Origin of the sequence: Ruminococcus sp. RTP21359st1_H3_RTP21359_211015, from assembly GCF_040909065.1 — a bacterium.
GTDB lineage: Bacteria > Bacillota > Clostridia > Oscillospirales > Ruminococcaceae > Hominimerdicola > Hominimerdicola aceti.
Window position 1 is genome coordinate 61,702 of sequence record NZ_JBDGDD010000001.1, and the last position, 26,950, is coordinate 88,651.

Consider the following 26,950-nt stretch of genomic DNA (forward strand, 5'->3'; position numbering starts at 1 on the left):
TTTGTTTATGGGTTTGCTACTATTACCATAGCGTGTCTTATTACCTTGCCGCCTATGGTGTAGCCGTTTTGAAGCACCTGCGCCACAATATTTTCACCCAGGTCAGGGTCGTCAACTGTGCTTACCGCTGTTGCAACGTTTGGGTCAAATTCCTTGCCCGCAAGCTCCATGACCTCAACGTTGAGCTTTTTCAGAGCGTCGCTGAACTGATTGAAGATCATTTCAACACCCTGTTTATAAACTGCGTCCTGAGTTTCTGTGCCTAACGCTCTTTCAAAGTTGTCAAACACCGGCAGGAAGCCGTTTATCACATTTCCCTTTGCTGTGTCTGTAAGCTCCAGTCTTTCCTTTGCGCTTCTTTTTCTGAAGTTATCATATTCAGCCATAAGTCTGAGATACTTGTCATTTGCTTCGGCAAGCTCTTTTTTCAGCTTTTCTGTTTCGCTCTCCTCCGCCTTTTTCTCTGTATCCTCAGTGGCATTTTCTGCGGTATCCGCCGCTTCTTTTACTTCTTCGCTTTCAGCAGAGGTGTTTTCCTCTTTTTCAAGCTCGGTGTCCTTTTCAGTTTCCTTACTCAATTTACGCCGCCTGCCTTTCTTTTTATTCGTTTTCGTCATCTTCTTTGTTTTGCTCTTGTGGCTTTTCGGATATCATTTCCGATATCTTTCCTGTGAAATACTCGAGATATGGGATAAACTTCGCATAGTCGAGTCTCATAGGACCTATAAGCCCCAGCGCACCTGCTGTTTTGCCGTCCTTTGAGAACGGAGCTGTTATAATAGAGGAGTTGTGGATAACAAACCCGTCACGCTCAGGGGAGAACATAACGTGAAGCCCTGAGAACGTTTCGTCAATAAATCCTTTAAGCTCCTTCTGATTATCGAGAAAGCTTATTATCTCATTCTGGTTGAAGTCCTTGCAGGTGAGAAGATTACTCTGACCTTTGATAGACACGCTGCTCATTTCCTTTGTCATCTTCATGATCTCGGAAACAAGCGGTGAAAGGGTCATCATGTACGTTCCCATTGCTTCTGTGAGCTTTTCAAGATAAGCGTCCGAAAGACTGTCGATAGGCACACCGTTGAGATTTTCCTTTACGAAGTTATCAAAAAACTCAAGCTGATCCTGACTGAGGTCGAACTCCAATCGGCAAACCTTATTCTTAATAGAGCCGTTGGACGTTATCATCAAAATAACGTACATTCTCTTTCCTGTAGGTATTACCTCTACCTTTGAGATAAGCGAGAACTTTGGCGTTGCGTTTGCGACCACCGCCGCACATTTCGTAAGATCCGCCAATGCCATTGAAGCCTTGTTCACAAGGTCTTCCTCTGTGACATATTCCTGCGGTATCATTGAATCCAGCATCTTCTTTTCATTTGCTGTAAGCTGGTTTTGCTCCATGAGCTGGTCAACATAAAGCCTGTAGCCCTTATATGTTGGTATTCTGCCTGCGGAGGTGTGTGGCTGTTCGAGATAGCCTTGCTTCTCAAGCTCTGCCATTTCATTTCTTATGGTCGCTGAGGACGCTTTGACGTGAGCCATTATCGCCTTTGAGCCTACAGGCTCGCCTGTTACGATATATTCATTGACTACCGCTGAAAGTATTTTCAGCTTGCGGTCGTCCATTTGCTCACCACCCGTTCTTCTTGTTAGCACTTATTGCATTTAAGTGTTAGCACTCTTTCTTCTCGAGTGCTAAGTATAGTTTATACCCTTTTGACGATTTTGTCAAGGGGTTTAAGACTATTTTTCTCACAAATTTTAAAAATATTTGAATTTCTTTTCCGTCATATTGCACAACGCTTTGCTGAAAATGCAAAAAAACGGGCAGACCGCAGTGGTCTGTCCGCCCGATGTTGGAAAAAGATCAGATAAAATTATTCTTTTGTATAAGCAGAAAGATCAGGAACAGCAAGCAGGCTGTCGTCTGCTTCGCCCATGGAATCTACAGTGAAGTAAACTGCACTTGATTCGTCAGCACCCTCTGGGAGCAGAACTACCTGCTTAAGGTCATATGTAGCGCCGTCAAAGCCGTAAACTATCTGACCCTCACCGCCTGAAACACTGCTGTCGAGGTTATAATACTCGTGAACAACGTTTGTTGTTGTGTCAATATATGCGTGGTCGAAATCGAGTGTCGCTCCGAAAAGTATGTCGGCTGCCTTCAACTCGTTTTCGTCAAAGTCCTCGATACTGTAGGTGGTCGTGCCTTCTGAAACGTTGTAAAGCTTTCCGTCGCCAGGGCAAACTGTGTATGACTTCATGCCCTGAACTGTGAGTGCCTGATAAGCCTTGCCGTCCTTTATGCAGATAGTATACTTTGTGCCGTTGTTTGACATCTGACCTGTAAGGTTAGCAAGATAGTTGCCCTCATACTTGTCTTTCATCTGCTCGAAAGCTCTGAAATCGCCGTCAACGTCATAATCTGTTGTGCCAACATTTGTGACAGCACTTTCGTCTGCTGTGCTTTCAGCAGGAGCAGCTGATTCTGCGGCAGCCGTTGTTGTAGTAGTTGTTTCAGCCTTTGAAGAGCTTGCAGTATCGCTCCCAGTGCAGCCTGCCATTGCTGTACACATTGCCAAAGCTGCAATAATAGTTACCATTTTCTTGTTCATAATATTTTGCCTCCGAAAAATGACAAGAATCACTCGGCTGACTCAGCGCCTGACTCAACATCGAGTTCAGCGTCATAAGGGATATCTTCAGTGTCCTTATCGAAAGACTGCTCTGTCCAACTGTCAAAATCGTCAGGGAGCTTGACTTCAACGTTTTCAGTTGTGAATGAGTTTACTGTAACAGTAGTCGTTGAGCCGTCAGAGATAGTTTCTATCTTAACAATATCCTTTGTGTCAGCATTGAAGTAATACTTGAATGTTGTTGTGAAAGAATAATCGTCAGAATCGCTTGTGTCGAGAGTTACGCCTGATTCAAGCTCGATATCAGGATCTTCTGTGCTTTCAAAAGTTTCGCAGATAAGACCGTCGTCAGTTGTTTCAGAGCTTATGAACTTGTAGCTGTCGTTAATTCCGTAGCCTATCTCGCTCTTGAAGTCGTCGATAGATTCTTCCATATCAACAGTGTAATACGTTTTTGACTCGCTGTCAAGTGTGTACATAACTCCGTCGATATTATAGATGTCCATATCCACGCCCATAAAGTTCATTTTCATGTGCATATTGCCGCCTGCTATCTCAACAACAGCTGATGAATTGTCATATTCGCTTGCCACTGTCATGTCGATAGCAAGGCTCTCGCCCTGTATCTTCTTTGTATACTGCGCTGTGAGAGTATCCTCGAGATCTGTGGCTGTGCCTGCTTCTGAAGCAGTTGACTCGTCAGCGGCTGCGCTTGTTTCTGCCTTTGATGTGCTGTCTGCTTTTGATGAGCTTGAAGAACTGCTGTCAGAACAGCCTGCCATTACTGCGCATGACATTATAAGTGAAACGAGAAGTGCAGTTATTTTTTTCATTATAAATACCTCTTTCTAAAATTTTAATAAATTATTATTGTTATATAACCTATACTCAAAACTATAACATATTTCACAAATAACGTCAATAGATTTTGTGAAATATTTTTCTCTTTTCGTATCGAATCACAAATCAGCAAAGCTAAGAAAGCTTGATTTAGGTATTTATAATCAAACATATTTGTGGTATAATGTGAATAGTAAGAATAAAAGGAGCGAATTATGAGATACGATAATATACATAAAGGCAAATTTCTATCAAGGCCGAATAGGTTTATCGCCAACGTTGAGATAGACGGCAAAGCCGAGGTCTGCCATGTGAAAAATACGGGCAGATGCAAAGAGCTTTTGGTGGAGGGGTGTACTGTTTGGCTTGAACATTCAGACAGCGAATCGAGAAAGACCGCTTTTGACCTTGTTGCAGTGGAAAAAGGTGACAGGCTCATAAACATGGACAGCCAAGCCCCGAATAAGGCGGTAGGGGAGTGGCTGAGAGAAAAAATGCCTTTTGGCGAGGGCTTCTCGGTCTATCCCGAAAAGAAATACGGCAATTCACGCTTTGACTTTTACTTAGAGTCGCAGGATAGGAAGATCTTCATGGAAGTCAAGGGCTGTACGCTGGAGAAAGACGGCGTTGTGCTTTTCCCTGACGCTCCTACCCTCCGTGGGGTGAAGCATATAGAGGAACTTTCTCACTGCCTTGATGAGGGGTATGAGTCTTATATAATGATACTCGTTCAGATGAGCGATGTGAAATATTTCACTCCAAATTATGACACTCACCCTGAGTTCGGAGAGGCTTTGGAGAAAGCTTCCCGAAAGGGCGTGAAGATACTATGCTATGACTGCAACGTGACCCATGACTCTATGACAGTGGGCAAGCCTGTTAAGGTGAAGCTGGGCAGGTAATATGACGGCTCGTCCTGCATATACATTATAATACTAAGATGTATATGGGAGTGACAGCATTGGATATAAAGAAAGTCTGCCTGCGTTGTGTTGCAGTTATAATTGTGGCGTTCGTTATGCCCACGGGGATATGGCTTTATGCAAGATCTGCAAGCAGGTTCGGCAGGGTGGCTGCTGTGGCGGCAGGGGTGGCTATGGGAGAATACAAGCCTTATTTTTCCGCTGATGATGATAGCAAAACAACTGCGCAGACCGCATATCCAAGTAAACTTGAAGCGGCGGTGGTGTCAAAGCACAGCATATGGGATATGGATATGGCGCCACAGGAGAAGCAAACGCCCTCTGTAAGCGCAGAAGTGCCAAGTCCTTTGCCTGCTCAGGACGTGACGGACAAGATACCATATCCTGCAAGCATGGAGGGGAATGACGGTGTTATAGAAAAATACACCTATGGCAGATATGACGGCGAGCAGTATTTCGACCTTGACGGCGGCGGTCAGGTGAGAAACTGCACTGAGCTTTCAAATGATGAGCTTTACGAGGAAAGCTCAAAGCCGTATGATTTTCAAATAGACGGAAATTCCTCTGAACCGCAGATACTTATTTATCATACCCACGCCACGGAAAGCTTTGAGCCCACAGACAAAGACCACTATGACAGCTCCTTTTCCTGCAAGACCACCGACCCTGAAATGAATATGCTGTCGGTAGGGGACAAGATATGCGAACAGCTTGACAAAGCAGGCGTTGCGTATATCCACGATACACTTGTGCATGATTATCCCAGCTATGACGGCTCTTACGATTCAAGCCGAATGGCGGTAAAGCAGATATTGGAGGAGTACCCCTCTATAAAGGTATGCCTTGACGTTCATCGTGACGGCATAGAGCGTGAGGACGGCACAAGGCTCGCGCCTGTGGCGGAGATAGAGGGCAGGGAAGCGGCTCAGCTTATGATAATATCAGGCTGTGATGACGGCACTATGGGTATGCCTGACTATATGAAGAATTTTCACTTTGCCTGTGCTTTGCAGTCGGCTTTGGAGAGCGATTGGCAGGGGCTTACACGGCCTGTACTTTTCGACTATCGCCACTATAATCAGGACTTGACCACCGGCTCGCTTCTTATAGAGGTGGGAAGCCACGGCAATTCTATCACTCAGGCTCAGTATACAGGCGAGCTTATAGGAAAGACCTTGGGTGAGATGTTCGGAGGAGAATAGGTGCAATAACGCACAAAATATGTGTGGCGAATTGTCTTAAAATGCCGAAAATACGGCTTTTAGCGGTTGGTTTCTTGACAAGGACGGGGTTTTGCGTTATAATAAAAGGGACTACATAAACGTTACAGCGTGAGAAATATATAATACGCTTATATTTTGGAGAACTGATATTATGAAAAAAATTTACCCCATGAAAAGAATAGCCGCAGGTTGTATGGCTCTGTGCATAGCTTTTGCCGCCTTTGGTTTTTCTGACGGAAGCGTAAGTGATATCGCTTTGGCGGATAACGATACATACAGCAGTCAGCTTGAAGAGCTGAAAAAGCAACAGCAGGAGCTTGACAAGCAGATAGCTGACGCTGACAAAAAGCTTGCCGACGAGCAGGACAACCTTGAGGCTATAAAGAAAAAATATAAGTCCATACAGAAAAAGATAGCAAATTCAGAGAAATATTCCTCTGAGCTTGAAGATCAAATGGCAGAGCTTGACGGCAAACAGCTTGACACTCAGCACAGCCTTGACTTGCAGGAAACTGCAATAAACGAGGGCAAGGACGATTTTATGGAGCGTATTCGTGCAATGTATGTTGCAGGAGGAGCAGATTCGTACACGAACGTGCTGATAAATTCATCTGATTTTTATGACATTCTTATGAGGATAGAGCTTGTGACGAGAGTTGCAAAGCACGATAATGACGAGCTTAACGAGCTTTTGGATCAGTATAAAAAGCTTGAAAAGACCAAGGCGGAGCTTGATGAGCAGATAAAACAGCTCAAAGCAAAGGCTGAGGAATATGCCAAGGAGCAGAAAACTTTGGCGGGCGAGCAGGCGGAGCTTTTGAAAATGGAGCAGGAGTCGGGCAAGCTTATCGAGCAGATAAAGAACGATAAGAGCGACCTTGAAGATAAGTCACAGCAGGTGGATAATAAGTATGCGGAGGTGTCCTCAAAGGCGAATACCACCACGACTACGACCACCACCAAGAAAAAGACTACCACCACCAAAAAGAGTGGTAACAGCGGTGAAAAGACCACTACCACGAAAAAGTCGGCTCAGACGGAAAAGCCTGACGAAACTACGGTTCAGACCACCACAACTCCGCAGGAAACAGCTAAGCCAAAGCCTGAAACAAGCAAAAAGACCACTACCACAACAACAGCAGCGCCTGCACCTAAGCCTGATTATTCAAGCAGTTCTAAAATAGACACTGTTGTTTCATATGCCAAAAGCATGGTGGGCGGAGCGTATGTATGGGGCGGTTCACAGTTTGGTGCAACGGATTGTTCGGGTCTTGTGATGCTCTCGTTCGCACAGGTGGGAATAAATCTTCCGCACTATGCGGCTTCGCAGGCTTTATACGGCACTACAGTTTCATATAACAACATGAAGAAGGGCGACGTTATCTTCTTTGGCGGAGCGTCGATCTCGAGCATTTACCACGTTGCTATCTATATCGGCGACGGCAAAATGGTACACGCCCAGAACACTGACACTGGTATCGTTATTTCAAATGTTGAGTATTTTTCAAGATACAACAACATCACTATAATCAAAAGACTTATATAACGTAAAAACGCAGTCTGCAAGGGCTGCGTTTTTTATATCTATAATGATTCAACAGAAAACGCCACGAAAATTCATATAAAATTACTTAAATGTGAACATTCATTTTCAAACCTATTGACAAAGCTAAGTATTTGTGATATAATTAAATCAAATAAAGATTGTAGGCTTTGATAACAATTGCTGTACAAAACAGCAGTAAGGCAGGGGGAAGAAAAATGGATAGTCTGAAAACGTGTTTTTTTGGCGGCTATGATAAGCTTGATACATTAAAATATATCGACACCATAACCAGCGAGATCTATATGCTGGAGTCGGCTATCGAAAAGAAAAAGAACGGTGATAACTTTGTTATCCCCGGAGAAACAGGTCAGCGAAAGCTTAAAGGCTCAGCGCTTGGTGGATTTGCAAAGCCTGATGTGGACAGCTACATCTGTGCGCTTCTGGGAAAGGCGGCTGAGCTTCGTGAAAAGCTTTGTAGCTAACGGCTAATAAAGGCAAAAAATATCCGCAGAGGTCATTTTATATGGCTTCTGCGGTTTTTTGTCGTATCTTGTCTTAAAAGAGCAAAAAAAATTAATACCCACTTCCATCGGCTGAAATGAGCATTAATTTTTTATAGAATTATGAAAGGGATTCTTTGGTATTTGGTAAAACCTAAAGACGAGGAAATGTATCAGCGACTTGGGGAATCGCAGAGGGAAAGAAGACAAAAACCTGACTTTAAGTTTTACCAATTACCAAAGCTTTTTTTGTATCTTCTGCTGTGATTATATAATACCAGTTCTGTGTGAACCGAATATGAATTTTCAGGGGATTTCGGAGAGTTTTTTGAAAAAAATAAATGTTAATCACCAGTTCACAATTATAAGCTATAATGTCATTATTGGGGAATTTTTTTTACGAGGGAGGATATTTTATGTTTCAGATACTTGTGGTGGAGGACGACGCAAGCCTTAGAAAGCTCATGTCTGCCGCACTTAAACAGCATGGCTATGTGACTTTTCTTGCAAATGACGGTCTGGAGGCTTTGGACGTTCTTGAAAAAACGAATATAGACCTTATAATTTCAGATATAATGATGCCGAATATGGACGGCTATGAGCTTACAAGACAGCTCAGAAAGGCTGATTTCAACCTGCCTATACTTATGGTCACCGCAAAGGAGACCTTCGAGGACAAGCAGGAGGGCTTTTCTGCCGGCACAGACGATTATATGGTAAAGCCTATTGATATAAATGAGATGATACTCCGTGTGGGTGCGCTTTTAAGGCGTTCAAAAATGGCGTCGGAACATTCTCTTACTGTGGGAAACTGCGTGCTTGATTATGACGCTATGAGCGTGGCGGTTGACGGCGGTGCGGCGGAAACTATACCGCAAATGGAGTTCAAACTGCTTTTTAAACTGCTCAGCTACCCTGACAAGATATTCACACGCCGCCAGCTCCTTGACGAGCTTTGGGGCATGGATAAGGACGTTGACGAGCGTACTGTTGACGTTCACGTTAAAAGGCTTAGAGAGCGTTACGGAAGCTGTGAGTCATTTGATATTGTCACGGTTCGTGGACTTGGCTATAAGGCTGTGAAAAAGCAGTGAGGGATAAGCTTGAGGGGTGAGGGGTTTGGATAAGAAAAAGACCAAAAATAAAACAAGTTTGCAGTTCAAGCAGACTCTTATGTTTTTCTTTGTGATGCTGGTGTCGGCTTCTATATCGGTGTCAGTGCTTGTAATGGTGTGCAGCCCTGTAATGAAAAGCAATGCCGAACAGCAGTTGGTGGAGCTTTCCATGGCAATGGATCAGCTTGAAGAAAAGGGCGGCTTCACTGTGGACGAGATAGTTTCCATTGTGAACAATTCAGCCTATAGTCTGTCAGTGGTGGATAAAAACGATTCAAGAGTACACGACCATTTTGCAGATATCGTGCATAAGGGATATTATGTGTCCTCAGAGGGCGTTGTGCCTAACGCAACTATAATCTCTCAGGTCTATGATAAGTTCGTTATCATAGACAGCTTTTCAAGCGACAGCGTTTACTGGGTAGTAAACCTTGTTGTCATCATAGCTTTTATGGTCTGTATCGTTATCGGTACTATTATAACAGCGTTCATGAGCCGAAGCATTATACAGCCTATACGAGATCTTAGTGCGGCGGCGGCTGAGATAGCAAAGGGCAATTTTAAGGTAAGAGTAAGAGAGCCGTCTGATCCTGAATACAGCATACTTGCGCAGAACTTTAACAAAATGGCTGAGGAGCTTGCAGGTACGGAAACGCTGAGAGGTGACTTTATCTCAAACGTTTCCCACGAGTTCAAAACGCCTCTGGCTTCTATACAGGGCTTTGCAAAGCTTCTGCAATCTGACGATATAACCGAGCAGGAGCGTGAGGAATACACGCAGATAATAATCGACGAAACATCACGGCTTTCAAAGCTTTCGTCAAATATTTTGAGGCTCACAAAGCTTGAAAATCAGAAAACAGTGGGCAAAAAGACAAGATTTTCTCTTGACGAGCAGATAAGAAAAATACTTCTTGTGCTTGAACCTGAGTGGTCGAAGAAAAAAATCGACCTTGATATCGACCTTGAGGATATCATGTATGTGGGCAGTGAGGAGCTTATGGCGCAGATATGGCAGAATATCATCAACAACGCTATCAAGTTCACCCCTGAGGGCGGAAAGATAAGCGTGAAGCTTTTCCGCAACGAGAAGAATATTTCGGCGGAGATATGGGATAACGGTCCGTCTATAGCCCCTGACGTAAAGGCGAAGATATTTGATAAGTTCTATCAGGGCGACCGCTCCCGTGCAACAGAGGGCAACGGTCTTGGACTTGCACTTGTAAAAAGGATAATCGAGCTTTCCGAGGGCAGCATAGAGGTAGAAAACGATATGAAAAAAGGCGGCGTTTGCTTCCGCATAAGCCTGCCTTATCTTATTGAGGATATGATGTAGTGTAGGGGCAACCCATTATACATACGAAGATTTTTTGCAAACAAAAAGGAGCAGTTCATTGCGAATTGCTCCTTTTATCTGTCTATCATATTTTAGAACAGACTTGCCACAAAGCCTGCTGCCACACCGAAAACATAAAGTATTCCCATTATGGCGAAATTCTCTTTCATGTTGTGCTTGTTGGTCTTGAAAAGCACCAGAAGTCCCACTCCTGCTCCTGTGCAAAGTCCTGCAATAAGCGAGCCGAAGCTCACAACGCCCTCGATATAAAGCTGAGTGAGAACAACAGAAGCCGCACAGTTCGGGATAAAGCCTATTATTCCTGCTATGAACGGCTGAACTATGCTGTCAGACATAAGCAGGGTCTTAACAGTGTCCTCTCCTGCAAACTCCATTACCGCTCCGAGAATAAGGTTTACCGCAAATATAAAAAGTATTATGCTTACAGTGTGGTGAAGTGCCGAGTGCAAAATACTGTGGTGTTCGCAGTCGCAGTCCTCGCATATCTCTTTGAAAGGCTCTTCGTCCTGCTTTTTGCCCATAAGCTTTAAGATAAGGTCAACAAGCACACCTGCTATTATAGCCACAGCTACCTTTATAAGAATAAGCTGCCAAAGCTTGCCGGCAAATGCAGGGTTTGCTATCATCATTGGTATTGCCTCGTCGCTTGTGGCAAGGTATACCGAAATGAGAGTTCCCATTGTGATGAGCCTGCCTGAGTAAAGGTTGGAAGCCACAACGGAAAATCCGCACTGCGGCACTGCTCCAAGTATGCTTCCTCCTATTGCACCGAAGGGTCCCATTTTTCTAAGAGCCTTTCCAAGCTTGTCGGCAGAACGATGTTCTATATACTCTATAAGCAGATAAACACCGAACAGAAAAGGCAGTATCTTAAGGCTGTCTATTAATGCGTCAAGAAAAACGTCAACTAAAGTTTCAAACATATATCTATCTCCTGTAAAATATCCATTAAAACGATCTCTGTATCAACTCGACTATTATACAATATTTATTCACCCTTGTCAATCTTATGTTTATATGATAATCTGTTCATTTGTTTACCCTTTTCAGCAACAAAAAACGAGCGAAATTTCTCCGCCCGTTTGATGTTTTTATTCTGTTTTATACAGAACGCTTTGTAAAGCCGTCCCACGCAGTAAGTAGGAACACCACCATGTGTGCTATAAGAACGCCCACGGCAAAGGTCAGGCTGTGCTGAGCAAATATTGAGTACCCCTTTGAGATAGAAGCAAGGTCTGTGTTTGCGAACACAAGGAATCTTGCCCAATCCTGTCCAAGCTGACCCAAAAGCTGTGTGACCGTTGAGCCTATGCACATTGTGAATACGCTGACGCCGATAGCAAGGGCTGTGCTTCTTACAAGTGACGAGATAGCAAACGCCAGTGTTGACATTACCACCATTTCAACGCTTTTCATCAGATATTGCTCTGCCGCATAAAGCAGTGTAGGCATTTCCTTTACATCGCCGCCGCTTACATAGATATAAGGCGTTGAGAAGCCGTCAAAGCCGAGCATAAGCCCTGTAATAGGTATCATCACAACGAAAAGTATGCAAAGCATTATGTAACCCACTGTGATGACAGTGAAGTATTTTGACATCAGTATCTTCCAGCGTTTAACAGGGTTTATAAGCAGGAACTTGACAGTTCCCTGTGAAAATTCAGAGGATACAATGCCGCCTGCGATAACGATAGCAAGCAGTGCGACTACCGTTACAAGGGAAGTGCTTGTGAGAAACACAGTCCAGAATGTTATCTGCTCAGGCTCGTCTGTTTCAAACAGCGTCATTTGGTTTGCTGTGTTGTCGAGCTTATCATTGTCAAGCTGATAGAGTGCAAGTTTTATATTATCCTCCAGCTTTGCTCTGCTGTTCTGTCCGTCAGACTTTGCGTCGCCCATGGTCGCAATGGTGTTTTTTGCGTTTGCAACTGTCATGATAAGATCGTTTTTCTTCTCGTTTGACTTGTCAAAGGAAATATCCTTGTCCAACCTGTATTGATATTCCCACTTTTCACCCTCTGTGAGTATGTCATTATCCAGCCTGTATTGACAGAAGCCACGCCAATCGTTGTCGTCAAGATACTTCTTTATCCCTGACATATCACCAGTGCCGTCTGCGAACACGGCTGACAGTACATCATATCTCCAATCATCGCTGTCGATATCGTTGTCCATAAGATACTGCCACATTGCGATCTCGTTAGGGTCGCCGTTTGTGTTTTTGAGCCAATCTATGGTTTCCTGATAATCACCAGTTGCGTCATAGCTTGAATAGTTATTGCTCTCCATATTGTGCTTTGCAAAAAGTGCAATGCCTGAAAATCCAAGCGCACATATTATTATAAGCACGATCATTATTTTTGTGGATAGCTTTTTGAAAACCTTTATGTACTCGTTTTTCACAAGTCTGAAAAATCTAGCCAATCTGTACGCCCCCTTCCTTTCCTCCTGTAAGCTCGATGAATACGTCCTCAAGCTTCTTGTTCTCTCTGCGGTGAACAGTGTAAAGTGAAACTCCGCCCTCGATAAGCGTCTTGTTCACCGAGGCTATCTTTTTCTTCTCTATCTCCACAGGGATAGAAAGGACAACTGCACCTGTTTCCTTGTCGATGTGCTTGCCCTCGTCTGCGAGCTTTATAAGACCCATAGCCTTTTGCGGGTCGTCAACTTCAAGTACATATTCAGCAATTGAGCTGTCAGACTGTGAGATAAGCTCCTCCATTGTGTATGAGCCTATCATTTTTCCGTTTGCGATAATGCCCACTCTGTCGCACATCATTTCCATTTCGCTCATGAGATGTGACGATACCACAACGCAAGTACCTTCCTTGTGAGCAAGCTCTTTAAGTATGTCACGAAGCTCCTTTATGCCCTGCGGGTCAAGACCGTTTGTAGGCTCGTCAAGGATAAGAAGCTTTGGTCTGTGAAGGATAGCCTGCGCAACGCCAAGACGCTGACGCATACCCAGAGAGTATTTCGACACCTTGTCATTAATGCGGTTTGAAAGCCTTACAAGCTCCACCACCTCTTTGATACGCTCCTCAGTTACTCCCTCTCTCATTCTTGCATACTGACGTAGGTTTTCAAGTCCCGAGAGATATTTATACATCTCAGGGTTTTCAACAATGCCTCCAACGTTCGCCATTGCGCCCTCAAAGTCTTTTCTGATATCCTTTCCGTTAATGGATATCTCCCCCTCGTCAAGCTGTAAAAGTCCCACTGCTATCTTTATAGTTGTGGTCTTTCCTGCACCGTTAGGACCGAGAAAGCCGTAGACCTCGCCACTGTAACACTCCATATCTATGCTGTGAAGTATCTGCTTTTTGCCAAGGGTCTTGTTAAGCCCCTTTATCTTTAGAATAGTATCACTCAACGCTGTCTGCCCCCTCGCTGTCGGTATTTTCTGCACTGCTGTCCGGAACTATCTCAGACTCAGACTTGCTTTCATCAGCCACGCTGTCACTGTTGTTATCATCAAAGCTGTAATCCTCGCCATGTCCGTAGTTGCTGGACGTTGCTATCTTCCAGCCGTCAGAGGTACGCAAAAGATAAAATTCAGCATTTTCATAACTGAAAATCGCCTTGTATGAAGATGTGCTAGGCTCATAGTTGTCGGAATTTGTGTAGTTACCGCTTGTCATGGTCCTTATGCCGTTGGTTGTGAGAAAAGTTGGGTCGCCCTTTGATACGTCATAGCACACATTGTATATCATAGTGACCTTTGCTCCGTCGGCTCCACTCTTGTTTATTGACATCTCTTTTATGTCATACTCAGCCGAGGTGATATCTCCTCCTTGCGTTGCAACTTCAGCTTGGTTTATTTCGTCCAGAAGTCCTGACTTTGACGAAGCGTACTCATTGTCAGAAGTGGTGTAGTCAGCATAATGCTTATCCACAAAATCTGTAAGTTGACTTTTTAACTTATCACTGCTTCCAACGTTTGCACTTGTCAAGTCTGCGATATAATCCCTCATGGTCTGTTCTATCTCAGGCTTGGAAGTCTTGAACTGGTTGTTATCATACACTGAGTAGCATACAACGCCCAGCGCAAGCACACCGCCAAGAACCAGACCTCTGTTTATGTTTCTTAGTTTCAAAGTTTCTCCTCCTTGTGTTTTGTCTTTTTTTCAGACGTATTTTTTAGTGGCATATATAAGTTTATCATAACCCTTTCCAACTGTCAACCGCTTTAAGAAACGCTTAAGATTTTCATAAGACAACCATACAGACCATAAGATAAAATACGTTCTTTGTTTAAATATCTGTAGTGGTGAACAGTTCGCTCTCCTTATTAGCGTATTTGCAAGCAAAGCAAAAAGGCGGTGGGACACGCACGATAACGTATCCCACCGCCTATATGGAATGAGGAAAATTATCCTTTTTATAAAAACAGCTTCAGGTCATTCTCTGCCTTTTTCGGTTCTTTAAGACTTATGCTCCTTACCGCCTTTCTCAGTGGCAGTATCCTTGACGGAACTACCGACAGCATATCCACATCAAGCTCCAGAAATATCTCTGTGAGCGTTGGGTCGCCTGCTATCTCACCGCAAATGCCTGCTTTTATGCCGTTTGCATGGGCGTTGTCGCACACCATTTTTATCATTCTCAGCAGTGCCCTGTGATTTTTCGGGGACACCCTGTCATAGCATGGGTTCTGCCTGTCAAGACCGAAAGCAAACTGTTCAAGGTCGTTGGTTCCGATGTTGAAAAAGTCCACCTCTTTGGCTATGATATCGCTTGTCATCACCGCCGCAGGGGTCTCTATCATTGCCCCGAGCTTAACGCTGTCTGAAAACTTCTTGCCCTCTTTTATAAGCTCTGCCTTGACCTGCACGATAAGCTCTTTCACCCTCAGTATCTCGCTCACGTCTATGACCATAGGCAGAAGTATTGAAAGCTGTCCGTAAACAGACGCTCTGTATAACGCCCTTAGCTGTGTTTTGAATATGCTTTCTCTTTCAAGACAAAATCGTATGCCTCTACAGCCCATAGAGGGATTTCTCTCAGCACTCATGTCTGCACAATCAGGTATCTTGTCTGCACCTATATCATAAGTGCCTATTATGACCTCTTTACCCTCCATTGCCTCCAATGCCTTGCGGTAGGTGTAAAACTGAAAATCCTCGTCAGGAAAAGCAGGTCTGTCAAAGCACATAAACTCCGTTCTGAAAAGACCTATCCCACCTGCGTCGTTTTTTACCGCCGATTCAAGCTCCTCAGAGTTGAGTATATTCGCATATATCTTTATCTCATGTCCGTCACGAGTGATGTTTTTTCTTCCTTTGAGCCTTGTGAGAAGTTCCTTTTTCCTGCCCTCAACGGCTTCCTTGTATTCAAGCTGTCTGAGAGTATGCTCATCAGGCTCTATGTAAAGCGTTCCGCTGTAGCCGTCAAGGACGGCTTCCTTGCCCTCGTATTCGTCAGAAAGCTCCGTTCCAACGTTCACAATGGCAGGTATGCCAAGATTTTTCGCAAGTATCGCAGTATGAGAGTTCACAGAACCGGACCTTGTGCAGAAGCCCTTTATCTTCGTCTTGTCCATGAGCAGGGTTTCTGAGGGCATAAGGTCACCGGTGCAGATAATGGCATTCTCTTTAAGTATGGGAAGCTTGTCGGCACAGTTTAAAATGTGTCTTAAAAGTCTGTTTGAAACGTCCTTGACGTCAGCCGCTCTGCTTTGCATATATTCGCTGTCCATTTGTGCAAGCATCTCCGCAAAGCTTCTTGAAGTGCTTGCGACCGCATAATCGGCATTGAAATGCTCGTCAAGTATCTTTGTGCGAATACTGCTGTCGTATTGCTCGTCGGTGATAAGCATTTGGTGTATCACAAATATTTGAGCGTCGCCTTCTCCAACGCTTAACCTTGCACGGTCATAAAGCTCCCCAAGTTCCACAAGAGCAGCGTTTTTAGCCTTGACATATTTTTTGTATTCAAGTTCAGGGTCGGACACTTTTATCTTGTTGATGATAAATTCGTCACGATGATAAAAGGTCAGCTTTCCTCTTGCAATGCTTCCGAATACCGATCGTCCTTTTATGCTTATCATGAGCGCTCACCCCCAAAAACATACCTATCTAATATAATTATATCACCCTTTGTTTAACGATAAAAGTAAAATGCCGTCTGTTTACAAAACGTTAACAATATTCGTGATTTTAGCAAACAAGACAATCAATATTTCAGCAAATTTAACAAATCAGAAACATTTAGCGACCTTATGTCAAAATCAGAATAGTACAATCCCTAAAAATCATATGATTAAAAAGCGTATGAGCGATACTTTAAATAAGGAGGGACAAATATGTTTTCAGCACTGTTTGAACTGCTTACGGGGAATTTTCTATTTTTCGCACTGCATTTTGACAGCCGCAGCGTGTTTCCGAAACCGCTTTCGGCAAAGGAGGAGCGTGAGTGTTTTGAGAGAATGGCGCAGGGTGACAAGGCGGCAAAGGATAAGCTTATCGAACACAATCTCCGTCTTGTGGCACACATTATAAAAAAGTATTATTCAAATTCCACAGATCAGGAGGATCTTATCTCTATCGGCACTATCGGTCTAATAAAAGCTGTGTCAACATTTGACCACAAGAAAGGCTGTCGCTTCGCCACCTATGGGAGCAGGTGCGTGGAGAACGAGATACTAATGCACTTTCGCTCCCAGAAAAAGTCTGCCAACGATATCCACTTTGACGAGCCTGTTGACTCCGATAAGGACGGCAATCAGCTTTGCCTTATCGACATAATCGCAGACGGAGAGGACGTTGCCGACAAAATAGAGCTTTCCATTCGCAGTGAACAGCTCTACCGCTATATTGAAAGCTCTCTTGATGAGCGTGAAAGACAGATAGTCACTCTGCGCTATGGTCTTTTCGGTCAGCCGCAACTGCCGCAGCGAGAAGTCGCAAAACGCCTTGGTATCTCACGTTCCTATGTTTCAAGGATAGAAAAGAAAGCCTTGAAGCTTCTTAAAGACCGCTTCGATAAGCAGTGATAGGCGTTGACGCAGCCCGCTGATTATCATATCATGTCATGACATTATTTTAGCACTCGTAAAACTAATATGCTAGCACTCACATAATAATAGTGCTAAAATTCAGCTAATGTTCACAATATCTTCACACAATGAACACATAGCAGGGGTATCATAAAGACAATGAAGAAAGGAAATGATACCAATGGAAGAACAGAATAAATGATAAAAGCTTACAAGACAATTTAAGATATAACACATCAAGGAGGAATTTATATGTTTGGACTTACACCATTTGAAAGAAAGAGCTACGACCTGTTTAACGCATTCCATGATTTTGAGAATGATTTCTTTGGAGAAAATGCACTCCAGAGCTTCAAGACCGATATCAAGGACGAGGGCGACAAATATGTAATGGAAGCAGAGCTTCCGGGCTTTGATAAGGACGATATCAAGCTTGACATCTCAGGCAACGATCTTGTTCTTACCGCTGAGCATAAGGCAGAGACAGAGGATAAGAAAGACAAGTATATCCGCCGTGAGAGGACATACGGTTCTTATCAGAGAAGCTTTGACCTTACAGGCATTGATACCAACAATATCGCCGCAGAGTACAAGAATGGTATCCTGACCCTTGACCTGCCAAAGATGCAGGAGGTAAAGCCTGAAACCAAAAGGCTTGAGATAAAGTGATTTAAGTAAAGCCAAAGCTTTGAATGAGGCGATACCAATGGGTCACGATATGATTTGCAATAGGTTTTGCTAGAATAAAATATCCGTGAGAGCGAAATGCCCCCACGGATATTTTTTTGTTATCACGATTTTTTCTCACGGCTTTTGAGCCATATTTTTCGTATTAGTATGGCAAGTAAAATTCCTGCCACTGCACCGCTTGTGTCGATAAGAACATCACCCACCTGCCCTGCACGCCCCGGCACGAAAAGCTGATGTATCTCATCACTTGAAGCGTAGACGCAAGAAAAAACTGCCGCAAAAAGCCCTCTGTATCCAAGCTTTTTCACCATAGCAAGATTTATAAAAGCCAGTATTCCAAGCAAGGCGTATTCGCTGAAATGCGCAAGCTTTCTTATGATGAACGTGGCGGTGTCCTTGTATTCCGCCTGCGCTGTAGTGTCAAGGCTGTCATATACAGGGTTGACAAATTCTATCACTGTGTTAAACACCGCATTTGATTGCTTGTTGGACTCGTCAGCATTGTTTGCCGAAAACATGAATATCACCACGCACCACAGCACAAGTGCCGACCCTTTAAGTATTATCTTTATCCTGCCTTTTGAAGTTGCTTTCAATGTAGCCTTTCAGCTCCTCTTTTTTGTTTTCCACCTTTTCGTCTATAACACCATTCAATGCAAGCTCCAGCCCAATGCCGATATCCTTTCCTCCAAAGCCCATTTGTATAAGATCCTTGCCGTTTATGTCAAGGTCGCAAATGTGGATACACTCGTTGTCCTCTTTTATCTCTATTGCAAGCTCTGCGATATGGTCAAGTTCTGCAAGCTTTTCCTGCCGTTTGTAGTCCGACTGGGCATATGTGTCAGCCCTGCGCACCTCCAGATAATCCATAACAAAGTCAAAATCATGCTGAGCCATAAATCTCCGCACCGACTTTTTCGTGGCAGGTATCCTGTTGTCATGCTCCCATATAAGCTCATAAATATATTTCGCCGAAGCGTTGTCTATCCTGAGCCTTTTTAATATCTTCTCCGCCATGTAAGCCCCCTGGAACTGGTGCTTTTTAAAGTGGGAAATGCCGTTCTCATCAACAGTGTGCATTCTCGGCTTGCCGATATCGTGAAGAAGCATAGTAAGCCTCATCTGCCACTGTGGTCTGACGTTCTCAACGCTCAAACAAATGTGACCGTAAACATCAAGAAAATGGTGGGGATTGTTCTGCCTGAAATCAAAGCTTTCCCGAAGCTCAGGTATGAACACTGCTATGACCTCACGATAGTCAAGCAATATCTTCCTTGCACCCTTTCCACAGAGAAGCTTTTTAAGCTCCGACGCAATGCGTTCAGCAGAAATGCTTTTTAAAAGCTCACGTTGTTCAAGTATAGCCTTTGAGGTCTTTTCCTCGATCTCAAACCCAAGGCATGAAGAAAATCTCAGCCCTCTTAATATCCTCAGAGCATCCTCGTCAAAACGCTTTTCAGGTTCGCCAACGCATTTTATAATGCCCTTTTCAAGGTCGCCTTGTCCACCGTAAAGGTCAATAAGCCCCTCTTTTGGTGAGTATGCCATAGCGTTCACAGTAAAGTCACGACGTTTTAAGTCCTCCTCCAGCGAGCTTTCAAATGTCACCTGAGCAGGCTTTCTATGCCCTATATACTCTCCGTCACTGCGATAACAGGTTATCTCCACCGGCTCGCCCTCTATCAAAACAGTGAGCGTGCCATGCTTCAGCCCGGTTTCAATAGTGCGGAAATTTGCGAAAACTTCAAGCATTTTGTCAGGGGTGCAGTTTGTGCAGACATCGTAATCATGAGGCTTTTTGCCAAGCAAACTATCTCTTACACAGCCACCGACTATATATCCCTCGTAGCCGCACTCATTCAGCCTGTCAAGAGCCGTCCTGACAAACTGCGGAATAAAGATCTCCAATTTACTGCCTCCCTTTATAGTTTTGTGAATTATGTGCGACTTTCGGGTCATAATATTTACATGAATATCTCGAAAATAATTGACCCCAAAATCTCACGGAGAGCGTTCCTCGCCCTTACGGGTATAGTGAGCGCGCTTATGCAATCTATCTTGAATTTGCCGTGGCTTGCGTTTTTTATCTTTGCGCCAATGGTGCATTGCCTGTCAGTCTGCCATGAAAAAAGGGCTTTCAGGCTTGATTTTCTGTGCTTTTTTGTACCATATTATCTTTTTCAGCTCACTTTTATGCTCACCATATGGAAAATATGTCCTCTGCCGTCCTTTGCCTCTATACCTCTTGCCACTTTAGCGTGGTTAGGTCTGACCTTGTGGGAGTGTATCCTTATGTATCTTCCACTGAGCCTTTTCCTGCCCCTGCGACCGCATCTCAAACACCGTTTGTCTGAGATAGTTTTGCTCTGCCTGCTTTTGACAGCAGGGGAGTGGCTTCAAGAGAAAGTTCCGATTTTGGCGTTTCCGTGGTCTGCGGCATGGCTAGCTGTAACAAGTTCGCCACTGCTTTTGCAATCCGCCACGCTCATAAGCTGCCGCCTTACAAGCTTTATAATTTTCCTGCTCAACGGTCTGCATGGAGAGATATATACTGGCAAAAAGCGTTTTGCCTACACCGCCTTTGCACTGCTTTTGCAGGGGGCAAATTTAAGCTACGGACTTTATTCCATAAACCTCGACAAAAAGCTTGATAACATCTACCCTCAGATAGACGTTATCTGCGCACAGGATAGTCTGGAGGGCAGGGAAAAATCACACCGTAAAGCCCTTGACTCAGCACGCTCCTATCTTTCTATAATGGAAAGCTGTTGGCGGTGGGGTACTGACCTTGTTCTGCTTCCTGAAACTGCCGTGTCGAAAGACTATGACGAACAGCTAAAAGAATTTTCCCTTATATCAGACTTTGCCGCCACCCATGGGTGTACCCTTGTGACAGGCTCGTTCTATCTTGAAAACGGCAAGGATTACAATGCCCTTTTCGCCTATGATAAAAACGGCATTGCGTCTTCGCCCTACCTGAAACAAGTGCTTGTGCCTTTCGGTGAAAAGACACCTTTTGCAGGCATTTTCCACCTTGACACTATGAGCGAATGTGCAGACGAAAGACACACCAAGCCCCTTGCCTCAGACGGCATGACCATAGGCTCTGTTATCTGCATAGAGTCCATTTTTCCAAGCCTTGTGAGCCGACAGAAAGAGCAGGGCGCACAGATAATTTGCGTTTCCACCAACGATTCATGGTTTGGCAAAAGCTCCGCCCGTGAACAGCATTACCGCCACTGCATAATGCGAGCCGTTGAGAACAGAAGATATGTCCTCCGTGCAGGAAACTGCGGAATATCAGCGATAATATCTCCCACAGGCGAGCAACTGTCCGTAAAATCGGACAAATCAAAAGGTGCGGTGTGGGGAAAAGTTACCCTTATTGGCAGGTGACTTTGAGCAACACAATCTTATTAGGTGTATCAGACAACTCCGATATCCGACGGGCGAACAGTGTTCGCCCCTACCGCCCTTTGTCGGGTTTCAGGGTTTGTGCGATAAATTATAAGGCGAAACCTCGAGGAGCGGGACGTCGTATTTCTGTGAGCTTGCGAACAGAAATTGCGCCGCTCCCCTACAAGATCGTGCCAAAGCACAAATTCATATGTAGGGGCGAACATTGTTCGCCCGCATTTTTTTGCACAAACTACAGAAACCCTACCAAGCTCGTATTTTTACCACTCTATCTCAAAAAGTCTAGCCATATAAGGTCTGTCAAACTTAACGGAAACATTGCCTGTCGCCTTTGAAAACTCCACAGGGGTTTCGCTGAAATCAGGATAAATGCACTTCACCCTTGCGTCAACACCCTTGAGGAAGCCTATAGGCAAAACGCAGGTGTCGCTCTTGCCCTCTCTCCTCCATACGGCAAGATAAGCCTTGTTGCCGTTTCTCAGACCGAGAGATACCCAGTCGTCCGAAAATTTTGACAGTCCCAAGCTCCAGAACGGCACTGCTTCCTTTATGTCTGCCCTTATCTTCTTGTAAACGCTGATAGCTTCCTTAACAAGTGCCTTGCGTTCAGGGTCGATGTTGCCAAGGTGACCGCTCTGGTGGATACGCAGAAGCATTGCGTTAATCATGTTGAAAACAACTTCTTCTCTGTCACCTGATGTGATAGGATAAGCCCAGATAGCCGATTGCTCAGGGCAAAGGGCAGTAGGGGAGTTCGCCGCAATGGTGCAGTATTTTTTGTAATCGTCCTGATCTGATGTGGACTGAATGGAGTATCTTGAAAGCATCGCATAGTCCATTCTGAGTCCGCCACTGGAGCAGTTTTCTATAATAAGGTCAGGGTGACGAGCAAAAACACCGTCAAGCCATTCAAGGTAAGCCTTTTCATGACCCCACAGACCCTCGCCCACGCTGTCGCAGTTCTGCTCAGTGCCTATGCCAGGCTCTATGTTGTAATCCATTTTTATATAGCCTATGCCGTATTCCGAAACAAGCCTGTCTATTACCTCGTCAGCGTGGGAACGGACTTTCGGGTTTCTGAAATCAAGCTGATAACGGCTTCTGTCATAGACCCTCTTGCCGTGACGTGTGAAGAACCAACTGTCATCGCAAACGCTGTCCACAAGCGGACATTTTATTCCCATGACCTCTATCTCAAGCCATAATCCCGGTATCATGCCCTTCTTGCGGATATAGTCGGCAACTTCCTTTACGCCGTTCGGAAAACGCTTTCTGCTCTCTTTCCATTCGCCGACCTCGTCCCACCAAAAGCCGTCAGCATACCAGCCTGCGTCAATGCAGAAATATTCACAGCCAGCCTCTGCCGCAGCGTCCACAAGGGGAAACTCCTTTTCAGCCGTAGGGTCGCCCCACAGACAGTTCATGTAGTCGTTGAATATTACCGCAAGCCTCTGATTGTCCTTGTTGCGACGACGTATTTTTCTGCGGTATTTCGTCAGCTCGCCCATAGCCTTGTCAAAGCTTCCTGTCACCGAGCCTACTGCACATTTCACGCTTTCTATGCTCTCATTAGGCGCAAGGTTTTTATACCAGTGGGACTCTATCTCAGACGGACCAGAAAGCTGTAAATAGAAGTGTCCTCCCACGTCCGAAAGCTCCCAGTGCCAAGAGCCGTTTTGCTCTATCTGCCAAAACAGCACCGAGCCTGCTTCTGTGTTTTCAAGCACACCCATTGGTATGTATTCCTTTGCCGACCAGTTTCCAACGTTTGTGCAGGCAAATACCTTTGATGAACGCTGTTCCGTAGGCTTAGCAGAGGACGCAAGCCCCACCTGTTCAAGAGTGTAGTCCTGCCACTGCAATTCACGCTGCCATGAGTTGTGGCATACCCATATCTTCATCTTGTCCTCAGGCTTTTTAAGCCCCTCTTTTTCTACGCCCGTCAGTGCAAAGGAGGACATATATTCAATGGTCTGTACCTCGCTGCCCTTGTTTGTAAGGGTAGTCCAACAGCGTACAACAGATGTGCCGGTGTAAAACTGATAGTGGGACACAGCTTCAAGACCTGTGCCCTCGTCAAATGTCACAAGCTCAAGCTTTCTGCCATGGTCATTGTTCACATCACGGAAGTCCTTGAACTTCATTCTCCAACCCGGAGCGGTCACAATATATTTGTTTCCGTGACGCTCGTCAGGGCGGTCGATACCGCTCGCCTGTATCTCTACAGGTCTGAAAGTTTTCAGCCCCATGTATGAAGCCGTCTTGGCTTCATCAAAAGGCAGAGCAGAGAAGTGCAGAAGCTTTGCCTCGTTCTCGTCTGTTATCTCAAATACTATATTAATGCCGTTTTCATATATCTCAATACGTTTCATATGGCGTGTTTCCTTTCGTGATCTGTTTATCTGTACATATTATCGTACACTTATATCATTTTCGCAAGCTCGTCAAGTATCCTGTGAGCGGCTTGCTCTTTGGTCATAATAGGCAGCTCCACAGCACCGCCATCAGTGATAAGGGTGATAACATTAGTGTCCGTCTTGAAGCCTGCGCCAGCGGTCTTTAGTGAGTTTGCGCATATCATATCGCAGTTTTTGTTGGTGAGCTTTTTCTCAGAGTTTTTGATAACGTCCTGCGTTTCCATGGAAAAACCGCATATGACCTGACCATCACGTTTGTGCTGACCGAGATAGCCAAGAATATCCTGCGTGCGTTTTAGCTCTATCTTCATGTCGTCGTCAGACTTCTTTATCTTGTAGTCAGCCACCGCAACAGGCGTGTAGTCAGCCACAGCCGCCGCCTTTACGATAATATCCTGCTCAGGAGCAAGCTTTGTGACAGCTTCAAACATATCCGCCGCAGACTTTACGTTCACAACGTCCACGAACATAGGCGGCAAAACCTCCATGTGACCTGCCACCAACGTCACCTTTGCACCTCTTTGCATAGCCGCTTTAGCCACCGCACAGCCCATTTTTCCGCTTGAATGATTAGTGATGTACCTCACAGGGTCGATAGCCTCCATGGTCGCACCAGCCGTAACAAGCACATTTTTGCCTGCAAGATCCTTCTCAAAAGCAAGCTCCCGAAGAATGTATTCAAACAACACCTCAGGCTCAGGCATTCTGCCGTCGCCGTCATCACCGTTTGCAAGCATACCTCTGTCAGGAGCGATCATCTCGTAGCCGAAACGCTCAAGCTTCCGGATATTGTCCTGCACAATAGGATTGTGATACATATTGTGGTTCATGGCAGGTGATATCATTTTCTTGCAAGGGCAAGCCATGACAGTGGTGGTGAGCATATCGTCAGCAATGCCGTATGCTATCTTGCCGATAACATTAGCGGAAGCAGGAGCGACCATAACAAGGTCAGCCTGCTTTGCAAGAGCGACGTGTTCAACACTGTATTGAAAATTTCTGTCAAAAGTATCTATAAGGCACTTGTTGCCCGTGAGGGATTCAAAAGTGATAGGGTTTATAAATTGAGTGGCGTTCTGTGTCATGAGTACCTGAACATTGCAGCCTTGCTTTTTAAGCAGTCTTGCTAAAGTTGGGATCTTGTAAGCCGCAATACTGCCGCTGACGCCGAGAACGACCGTCTTACCTGAAAGAAGCATAGAGATGACCTCCTTAGTGGAAATATATAAGGCAACACCGCACAAAGCCCGCCTGACGGCTTTGCACGCCATCTGCTTGCAGATTTTCCGTCATATCACACAAAAAATCTGACTACGCATCTGACGCACAATCTTTGTGCGGTATTGCCTTAAATATAGTATAACACAGATCATGTTGAAATGCAAGATTTCAAGTGATAAGTGAGTATGTAAAATAACAGAAAACCGCTGCCCACAGATGCCCGTGAACAGCGGTCTGAACCATATGTCAATCCTTGTATTGCGAAGTTATCCCGAAGTATTCTTCAAGAGAAAGTCCGCTGTTGGTTATGTTTTGTGCTAAAGGCGTGCCTACATACCTTATATGCCAAGGCTCGTACTGATAACCGGTGTAAGCCTCCTTGCCCTTTGGATAACGAATTATAAAACCATATTTCGCACAGTTGTTGGCAAGCCACTTGGCTTCTCTTGTGCCGCCAAATGAGTCGCTGGCGTTGTTTACGTCTATTGCCATGCCCGTCTGATGGTCGCTGTAGCCGGGTCTTGCGGAGTATTTGTCTGCTGCAGCCTTGCCGTCACGGTTGCAGTACATATTATAAAGGTACCTCTGATCGTAATAAGAGCGGTAGCCTGAGCATACCCACAGGCTTATGCCGTCTTTATATGCAGCGGTCTGCATCTTTTTGAATGCCGCTGATGTTTCTTTGGTCAGACCCTTTGGGTCGTAGCTTGCAGGGAGGGAATATGTTTTGTTCGCCAAAAGAACTCCGTCAACATAGCTCATGCCGTTTATGACCTCGACAGTGTGGTCTGGGGTCTTGACGGTTATCTCCTCGGAATATGCTCCATAGTGATTTGAACCTTTATCGTCCGTCTTGCAGGCTCTTACCTTGAATCTGTATGTAGTCTTTGCGTAAAGTCCGTTTATTGCGCAGGAATTTACCGTAGATGAAGCTATGTTCTTCCACTTGCCGTTTGTGTATATAAACACCTTGTAGCTTGTGCAGCCTACAGACTTCCAGTTAAGGTCAAGTGTAGAAGCGGTGATGTCAGAAGCTTTTACTCCTGTTACCTTCCTTGGATTTGTGGCGGAATTGTAGTTTTCACAATAGTCGCTGTATATCTTAACTCCGTCTACTATCTTATATGCTCTTACCTTGAAATTCTCCCTTGTTGCCGCAGGCAGACCCTTGACAGTGTAGGTCGTGCCTTTCACGTCAGCTATCTCAGGATATTTACCCTTTGAACGCATTCCCACAGAATAGCCGTCCGCACCGCTCACAGCGTTCCAGCTAAGCTTTATAGAGCTTGTGTTAGGGGTCTTAGATGTCAGACCAGTGACCTTGTTCACCATGACAGCCTGTGCCGTTATCTCCTGCGAATATTTGCCGTAGTGATTTGCACCCTTATCGTCACGCTTGCAGGCTCTTACTTTAAATTTATAGCTTCCTGCGTCAAGTCCTTTGACAGTGTAGCTGTTTGTATCCGTCTGCGCTACCTGCTTCCACTTGCCGTTATTCAGCATAAAGACACGATAGTTTGAGCAGCCCACTTTTTTCCATGAAAGGCTAACGGAAGCATTGCCCGTCTGAGCTTTAAGACCGCTTATAGGGCGTGGATTTGTGGCGGAATTGTAGTTCACTGAATAGTCGCCATAGACCTTTTGACCGTTCACTATCTTATATGCTCTTACCTTGAAGTTCTCCCTCGTTGCCGCAGGCAGACCTGTAACAAGATATGTAGTGTCCGTAACGTCTGCTATCTCAGGATACTGACCCTTTGAACGCATTCCCACAGAATAGCCGTCCGCACCGCTCACAGCGTTCCAGCTAAGTCTTATGGAGCTTATATCAGGGGTTTTAGATGTCAGCCCTGTGACCTGAGGCAGACTTGTCTGCTCCGCAGCTTCAGCCGCCTGCACAGGCATACTCACACTTAGCACGCTGTCAGGCACAGCACCTGCCGCACATATCATCATAGCGGCACAAGCCACTGCCGCTGCATTTTTTCTGTTTATTATCTTTTTCATTTTCAGACCTCCTTTGATGAAATTCTTTTGCACTTTAAGTATAACACATTTTTACCAG

General features: G+C 44.9%; 23 protein-coding genes. 9 read left to right on the forward strand and 14 right to left on the reverse strand.

Annotated features, from left to right (window positions below):
* Positions 1-5: 5 nt before the first annotated feature.
* From grpE to AB5Z01_RS00290, 4 genes are all read right to left on the reverse strand, one after another.
* Positions 6-578, reverse strand: a complete 573-nt coding sequence (gene grpE, locus AB5Z01_RS00275; protein ID WP_022287715.1) for a nucleotide exchange factor GrpE — start codon at positions 576-578, stop codon at positions 6-8.
* A gap of 22 nt (positions 579-600) precedes the next feature.
* On the reverse strand, positions 601-1,629 hold the full coding sequence (hrcA, locus tag AB5Z01_RS00280) for a heat-inducible transcriptional repressor HrcA (protein ID WP_022287714.1): 1,029 nt from the start codon (positions 1,627-1,629) through the stop codon (positions 601-603).
* A 251-nt stretch (positions 1,630-1,880) separates the two neighbouring features.
* Positions 1,881-2,618 (reverse strand): hypothetical protein, encoded by a 738-nt coding sequence (locus AB5Z01_RS00285; protein ID WP_368365182.1) that lies wholly within the window; start codon positions 2,616-2,618, stop codon positions 1,881-1,883.
* Positions 2,619-2,647: 29 nt separating this feature from the next.
* Positions 2,648-3,472 carry a hypothetical protein gene (locus tag AB5Z01_RS00290; RefSeq protein WP_022287712.1) on the reverse strand — a complete coding sequence of 275 codons (825 nt, stop codon included), beginning with the start codon at positions 3,470-3,472 and terminating at the stop codon, positions 2,648-2,650.
* Positions 3,473-3,694: 222 nt separating this feature from the next.
* Here AB5Z01_RS00290 and sfsA point away from each other — a divergent pair, with 222 nt between their 5' ends.
* From sfsA to AB5Z01_RS00320, 6 genes are all read left to right on the forward strand, one after another.
* Positions 3,695-4,381 (forward strand): DNA/RNA nuclease SfsA, encoded by a 687-nt coding sequence (sfsA, locus tag AB5Z01_RS00295; protein ID WP_278340338.1) that lies wholly within the window; start codon positions 3,695-3,697, stop codon positions 4,379-4,381.
* A gap of 59 nt (positions 4,382-4,440) precedes the next feature.
* Positions 4,441-5,604: a stage II sporulation protein P gene (spoIIP, locus tag AB5Z01_RS00300; RefSeq protein WP_287214728.1), complete on the forward strand. Its 1,164-nt coding sequence runs from the start codon at positions 4,441-4,443 to the stop codon at positions 5,602-5,604.
* 172 nt (positions 5,605-5,776) lie between these two features.
* Positions 5,777-7,171 carry an NlpC/P60 family protein gene (locus tag AB5Z01_RS00305; RefSeq protein ID WP_287214727.1) on the forward strand — a complete coding sequence of 465 codons (1,395 nt, stop codon included), beginning with the start codon at positions 5,777-5,779 and terminating at the stop codon, positions 7,169-7,171.
* A 215-nt stretch (positions 7,172-7,386) separates the two neighbouring features.
* The gene (locus tag AB5Z01_RS00310) at positions 7,387-7,653 is read left to right on the forward strand and encodes a hypothetical protein (protein ID WP_022287708.1); all 267 of its coding nucleotides are present in this window, start codon (positions 7,387-7,389) and stop codon (positions 7,651-7,653) included.
* A 434-nt stretch (positions 7,654-8,087) separates the two neighbouring features.
* Complete coding sequence (locus AB5Z01_RS00315; protein ID WP_022287707.1) at positions 8,088-8,765, forward strand: response regulator transcription factor; 678 nt, start codon at positions 8,088-8,090, stop codon at positions 8,763-8,765.
* A 25-nt stretch (positions 8,766-8,790) separates the two neighbouring features.
* Complete coding sequence (locus AB5Z01_RS00320) at positions 8,791-10,122, forward strand: ATP-binding protein (RefSeq protein ID WP_368365183.1); 1,332 nt, start codon at positions 8,791-8,793, stop codon at positions 10,120-10,122.
* A 92-nt stretch (positions 10,123-10,214) separates the two neighbouring features.
* Here AB5Z01_RS00320 and AB5Z01_RS00325 read toward each other — a convergent pair whose 3' ends face one another.
* The 5 genes from AB5Z01_RS00325 to ptsP form a co-directional block, all read right to left on the reverse strand.
* The gene (locus tag AB5Z01_RS00325) at positions 10,215-11,066 is read right to left on the reverse strand and encodes a putative manganese transporter (RefSeq protein ID WP_022287705.1); all 852 of its coding nucleotides are present in this window, start codon (positions 11,064-11,066) and stop codon (positions 10,215-10,217) included.
* A gap of 178 nt (positions 11,067-11,244) precedes the next feature.
* Complete coding sequence (locus AB5Z01_RS00330; RefSeq protein ID WP_368365184.1) at positions 11,245-12,567, reverse strand: ABC transporter permease; 1,323 nt, start codon at positions 12,565-12,567, stop codon at positions 11,245-11,247.
* A complete protein-coding gene (locus AB5Z01_RS00335) occupies positions 12,560-13,516 on the reverse strand; it encodes an ABC transporter ATP-binding protein (RefSeq protein WP_256320317.1) in 957 nt (318 codons plus the stop codon). Before AB5Z01_RS00335 ends, AB5Z01_RS00330 begins: the two co-directional genes overlap by 8 nt.
* Positions 13,509-14,240: a hypothetical protein gene (locus AB5Z01_RS00340; RefSeq protein ID WP_368365185.1), complete on the reverse strand. Its 732-nt coding sequence runs from the start codon at positions 14,238-14,240 to the stop codon at positions 13,509-13,511. The genes AB5Z01_RS00335 and AB5Z01_RS00340 overlap by 8 nt, the downstream gene beginning before the upstream one ends.
* 284 nt (positions 14,241-14,524) lie before the next feature.
* A complete protein-coding gene (ptsP, locus tag AB5Z01_RS00345; RefSeq protein ID WP_368365186.1) occupies positions 14,525-16,192 on the reverse strand; it encodes a phosphoenolpyruvate--protein phosphotransferase in 1,668 nt (555 codons plus the stop codon).
* A 255-nt stretch (positions 16,193-16,447) separates the two neighbouring features.
* Between ptsP and sigK the strand changes: the two genes are divergently transcribed.
* Positions 16,448-17,137 carry an RNA polymerase sporulation sigma factor SigK gene (gene sigK, locus AB5Z01_RS00350; RefSeq protein WP_041337407.1) on the forward strand — a complete coding sequence of 230 codons (690 nt, stop codon included), beginning with the start codon at positions 16,448-16,450 and terminating at the stop codon, positions 17,135-17,137.
* 255 nt (positions 17,138-17,392) lie between these two features.
* Positions 17,393-17,809: an Hsp20/alpha crystallin family protein gene (locus AB5Z01_RS00355; protein WP_046439395.1), complete on the forward strand. Its 417-nt coding sequence runs from the start codon at positions 17,393-17,395 to the stop codon at positions 17,807-17,809.
* Positions 17,810-17,931: 122 nt separating this feature from the next.
* Here AB5Z01_RS00355 and AB5Z01_RS00360 read toward each other — a convergent pair whose 3' ends face one another.
* Both AB5Z01_RS00360 and AB5Z01_RS00365 read right to left on the reverse strand, forming a co-directional pair.
* Positions 17,932-18,426 (reverse strand): VanZ family protein, encoded by a 495-nt coding sequence (locus AB5Z01_RS00360; protein WP_368365187.1) that lies wholly within the window; start codon positions 18,424-18,426, stop codon positions 17,932-17,934.
* Positions 18,386-19,738 (reverse strand): CCA tRNA nucleotidyltransferase, encoded by a 1,353-nt coding sequence (locus tag AB5Z01_RS00365; protein ID WP_368365188.1) that lies wholly within the window; start codon positions 19,736-19,738, stop codon positions 18,386-18,388. Before AB5Z01_RS00365 ends, AB5Z01_RS00360 begins: the two co-directional genes overlap by 41 nt.
* A 60-nt stretch (positions 19,739-19,798) precedes the next feature.
* Between AB5Z01_RS00365 and lnt the strand changes: the two genes are divergently transcribed.
* Entirely contained in the window at positions 19,799-21,226 is a 1,428-nt protein-coding gene (gene lnt, locus AB5Z01_RS00370; RefSeq protein WP_287214714.1) for an apolipoprotein N-acyltransferase, read from the forward strand.
* A gap of 281 nt (positions 21,227-21,507) precedes the next feature.
* On the opposite strand, the gene AB5Z01_RS00375 is transcribed toward lnt, so the two are convergent.
* The 3 genes from AB5Z01_RS00375 to AB5Z01_RS00385 all read right to left on the reverse strand — a co-directional run bounded on the left by AB5Z01_RS00375 (position 21,508) and on the right by AB5Z01_RS00385 (position 26,892).
* On the reverse strand, positions 21,508-23,619 hold the full coding sequence (locus AB5Z01_RS00375; protein WP_302833199.1) for a glycoside hydrolase family 36 protein: 2,112 nt from the start codon (positions 23,617-23,619) through the stop codon (positions 21,508-21,510).
* 50 nt (positions 23,620-23,669) lie between these two features.
* Positions 23,670-24,863, reverse strand: a complete 1,194-nt coding sequence (gene coaBC, locus AB5Z01_RS00380; RefSeq protein ID WP_368365189.1) for a bifunctional phosphopantothenoylcysteine decarboxylase/phosphopantothenate--cysteine ligase CoaBC — start codon at positions 24,861-24,863, stop codon at positions 23,670-23,672.
* 268 nt (positions 24,864-25,131) lie between these two features.
* Positions 25,132-26,892 carry a D-alanyl-D-alanine carboxypeptidase family protein gene (locus tag AB5Z01_RS00385; protein WP_368365190.1) on the reverse strand — a complete coding sequence of 587 codons (1,761 nt, stop codon included), beginning with the start codon at positions 26,890-26,892 and terminating at the stop codon, positions 25,132-25,134.
* Positions 26,893-26,950 lie beyond the last annotated feature (58 nt).

What these genes read in the sequence shown, in the direction of transcription:
- AB5Z01_RS00290 (WP_022287712.1), bottom strand. Translation starts at nt 3,472, where the DNA reads ATGAAAAAAATAACTGCACTTCTCGTTTCACTTATAATGTCATGCGCA.
- AB5Z01_RS00285 (WP_368365182.1), bottom strand. Translation starts at nt 2,618, where the DNA reads ATGAACAAGAAAATGGTAACTATTATTGCAGCTTTGGCAATGTGTACA.
- AB5Z01_RS00305 (WP_287214727.1), top strand. Translation starts at nt 5,777, where the DNA reads ATGAAAAAAATTTACCCCATGAAAAGAATAGCCGCAGGTTGTATGGCT.
- ptsP (WP_368365186.1), bottom strand. Translation starts at nt 16,192, where the DNA reads ATGATAAGCATAAAAGGACGATCGGTATTCGGAAGCATTGCAAGAGGA.
- sigK (WP_041337407.1), top strand. Translation starts at nt 16,448, where the DNA reads ATGTTTTCAGCACTGTTTGAACTGCTTACGGGGAATTTTCTATTTTTC.
- AB5Z01_RS00355 (WP_046439395.1), top strand. Translation starts at nt 17,393, where the DNA reads ATGTTTGGACTTACACCATTTGAAAGAAAGAGCTACGACCTGTTTAAC.
- AB5Z01_RS00385 (WP_368365190.1), bottom strand. Translation starts at nt 26,892, where the DNA reads ATGAAAAAGATAATAAACAGAAAAAATGCAGCGGCAGTGGCTTGTGCC.
- AB5Z01_RS00325 (WP_022287705.1), bottom strand. Translation starts at nt 11,066, where the DNA reads ATGTTTGAAACTTTAGTTGACGTTTTTCTTGACGCATTAATAGACAGC.
- AB5Z01_RS00315 (WP_022287707.1), top strand. Translation starts at nt 8,088, where the DNA reads ATGTTTCAGATACTTGTGGTGGAGGACGACGCAAGCCTTAGAAAGCTC.
- coaBC (WP_368365189.1), bottom strand. Translation starts at nt 24,863, where the DNA reads ATGCTTCTTTCAGGTAAGACGGTCGTTCTCGGCGTCAGCGGCAGTATT.
- sfsA (WP_278340338.1), top strand. Translation starts at nt 3,695, where the DNA reads ATGAGATACGATAATATACATAAAGGCAAATTTCTATCAAGGCCGAAT.
- hrcA (WP_022287714.1), bottom strand. Translation starts at nt 1,629, where the DNA reads ATGGACGACCGCAAGCTGAAAATACTTTCAGCGGTAGTCAATGAATAT.
- AB5Z01_RS00375 (WP_302833199.1), bottom strand. Translation starts at nt 23,619, where the DNA reads ATGAAACGTATTGAGATATATGAAAACGGCATTAATATAGTATTTGAG.
- AB5Z01_RS00310 (WP_022287708.1), top strand. Translation starts at nt 7,387, where the DNA reads ATGGATAGTCTGAAAACGTGTTTTTTTGGCGGCTATGATAAGCTTGAT.
- lnt (WP_287214714.1), top strand. Translation starts at nt 19,799, where the DNA reads ATGAATATCTCGAAAATAATTGACCCCAAAATCTCACGGAGAGCGTTC.